The sequence below is a fragment of the Microcoleus sp. Z1_B2 genome, assembly GCF_036700325.1.
In the GTDB taxonomy this organism is placed as follows: domain Bacteria; phylum Cyanobacteriota; class Cyanobacteriia; order Cyanobacteriales; family Microcoleaceae; genus Microcoleus.
Window position 1 is genome coordinate 1 of the sequence record NZ_JAUBOQ010000114.1, and the last position, 1,508, is coordinate 1,508.

At 45.4% G+C, this 1,508-nt stretch carries 1 protein-coding gene; it reads right to left on the reverse strand.

Translation table 11 applies throughout. The features are described from left to right. Positions 1-8: 8 nt before the first annotated feature. Complete coding sequence (gene tnpC, locus QT984_RS29680) at positions 9-1,454, reverse strand: IS66 family transposase (protein ID WP_333264560.1); 1,446 nt, start codon at positions 1,452-1,454, stop codon at positions 9-11. Positions 1,455-1,508 lie beyond the last annotated feature (54 nt).

Genomic DNA, 1,508 nt, shown 5'->3' on the forward strand with positions numbered 1-1,508 from the left:
GTAAGGATTCAGGTCTGAAATTCGGGAATGAGGTCAGGCATAGGAAAGTAGTCACAAGAATGGGCATTCATAGCCTCACGGAAAAAAGCCATTACTGAACGAGCTTGAAAACGACAGGTTTGAATCACACTCAGCAGATTAGCAGTTTCCTCAAATCGCTTCATCGAACGAGAGCCACCAGACACTTTCCGTTTCGTTACAGCTAGGCGTAGGGAACGTTCTGCTAAATTATTATCCGGAGGAACCGAGGGGTCAGTGAGAAAATACCACCATTGTTCTGCCTTATCCCGTAAGGATTTTAGTAACAGACCTGCGGCATAACCAACTTGGTTCAACCAAGTGGCAAGGGCTTTATTCAATCGTATTTTGAAATCAGTTGCCCAGGAGTCGTAGGTGAGTTTATCCTTCGTGTTTCGCCAGGACTCATGGGCTCTAAAAGCTTCATCAATTAATGACAGAAATATTTGAGCGACTGCTGCATTATTGTTGCCGGGAAGTCCCAGCACCTTCTTGAAATGCCGTCGTAAATGAGCCAGACACTTCTGTTGGGCTGCGATGTTCCCGCCATTATAAACGCTGAAATCATCTGAGCTTAAGACTCCAGCAAACTCTTTGCCCAGCATGGTTTCCAATTCCACGCGCCCCCTGGTATCTGCCGCATGAAATAAACAGAATCCTTCTCCACTAGCCGTCCATAGCCATTCTTTGACTCCCATGACACACCACGGTGTTTCATCTACATGAACATTTGATTGAAGAGGTGCCCATTCCCACAGTGCTTTGAGCGCTGGTTTGACTGCTGCTGCTACTCGTTGATTGGTTTTTTGGAGTGTTCCTACGGACACTTCTATCCTGCCGAGTTCCCACAACAATTCAGTCAGCTTGGCGTAGGAAAGATGTCCATAATTGCCAAGCCAGACTAAGAGCGCTTGGAGATTAACGCTCAAGTCTTGTCCTGGAACTATTCCCCGGGGTGGTTCTCCTCTAACTACTGCACCACATTCGAGGCATTTACACGATTGTGTTTGATATTCAACAACTTCGATTGGTTTTGCTACTAGACTTGCTACTTGCTGTCTATGAATGTTAATTACTTCACTTAATTCTTTACTGCCACAATTGAGACAGATGTCGGGTGAGCTAATTTCGGTTCTGTCTACTCGTGCAAACCCTTTTCGGGTTTTCCCGGGATGACCTGGTTGTCCACCTGGTTTCTTTTTTTGGTCTGCTTCTGGTTGGACTGTTGGTTTCTCTGATTTTTGGATCAGATCCGTTGATGGGGGCTTTGATGAAGTCTGACTGGTGGTTCGACTTTTCCCCGTAGCAATGGCTAGTTTTTCTTGTAATTCTTCAATAATTTTTTGCAGCCCCAGTACCATTTCCACCAGTTCAGCTTGGCTCAACTGCTGGATTTCGGTTTTTTTCTGCTCTCTGGTGGCTGCGGGCTTTTTCATTCGTTTATTTTACCAGCTTTTGACACTGAAGTTTTTTTGACCTGAATCCTTACC

What these genes read in the sequence shown, in the direction of transcription:
- tnpC (WP_333264560.1), bottom strand. Translation starts at nt 1,454, where the DNA reads ATGAAAAAGCCCGCAGCCACCAGAGAGCAGAAAAAAACCGAAATCCAG.